The 584-nt window shown below is 27.6% G+C and carries 1 pseudogene; it reads right to left on the minus strand.

Annotation, left to right across the window (positions count from 1 at the left end):
* Positions 1–584 (minus strand): annotated as a pseudogene (locus CD129_RS11760) (IS3 family transposase); the annotation flags it as partial.

Below are 584 nucleotides of genomic sequence, written 5' to 3' on the forward strand. Positions count from 1 at the left end.
ATAGGTAATGTCTGTTAAGAGTAGTTGTAAAGGCTTTTCTGCACGAAAATTTCTGTTAACTAAATTACTTGTTCTATAATAAGCACTACCTGGTTTTTTGAATTTCTTCATTCTTACCTTACAATTTAAATGGTACTTCTGCATGATTCTTTGTACTTTTTTATGATTAATAGCCTCTTTAAATGCCTTATTTACCAACGCAGTTACTTTTCTATAACCATATGTAAATTTGTAATCCTTACATATTTTTTTAATCTTAATTTCGACTTCATCTATTTTGGATACTTTGTTTTTCCATCTATAGTAATTTGATTTTGGAATATTCAATGTTTCTAAAATGAGTTTTACGCTATATTTATTTTTCAGTTCATTTACCAATTCAACAACTATTTCTGGGACCACTTCCTTTCCAATGCTTTGTACTTTTTTAAAATATCATTTTCAATTTCTAGGCGTTTTAATTTAAGTTTTAATGCTTCTTCAGAACTTAATTCCTCTTTGTCTTTTCCATAAGAATATTGTTTTCCTATCTGTTGATTAAATCTATGTGTTTCTCCATTTCTATACCATTTCCACCAGTTATC

The organism is Mammaliicoccus fleurettii (assembly GCF_003970575.1).
Taxonomy (GTDB): Bacteria; Bacillota; Bacilli; order Staphylococcales; family Staphylococcaceae; genus Mammaliicoccus; species Mammaliicoccus fleurettii.